The following is a 264-nucleotide window of genomic DNA, read 5'->3' on the forward strand; positions in this document are numbered from 1 at the left end:
GGTCCAGCGCCTCGCTCTCGGCGCGGCGATAGCCGGGAGTGTTGAGGATGCCGGCGAGCAGGTTGCGGTTGACGAACATGTGCTGCGCCACCAGCAGGTTCTCCACCACCGACATGTCCTTGAACAGGCGGATGTTCTGGAAGGTCCGCGCCAGCCCGGCGCGGTTCACCAGGTGGGTGCCGCCGAACATCTTGTAGTAGAGGCGACTGCCCAGTTGCGGCGGCTTGACGAAGTCGTCCAGCTGGAACGGCTCGCCGAGCACCT

At 65.5% G+C, this 264-nt stretch carries 1 pseudogene; it reads right to left on the bottom strand.

The features are described from left to right. A pseudogene (locus OH705_RS27665) lies at positions 1–264 on the bottom strand (ABC transporter ATP-binding protein); the annotation flags it as partial.

It is taken from the genome of Pseudomonas sp. BJa3 (assembly GCF_026343815.1).
GTDB classification, from domain to species: domain Bacteria; phylum Pseudomonadota; class Gammaproteobacteria; order Pseudomonadales; family Pseudomonadaceae; genus Aquipseudomonas; species Aquipseudomonas soli.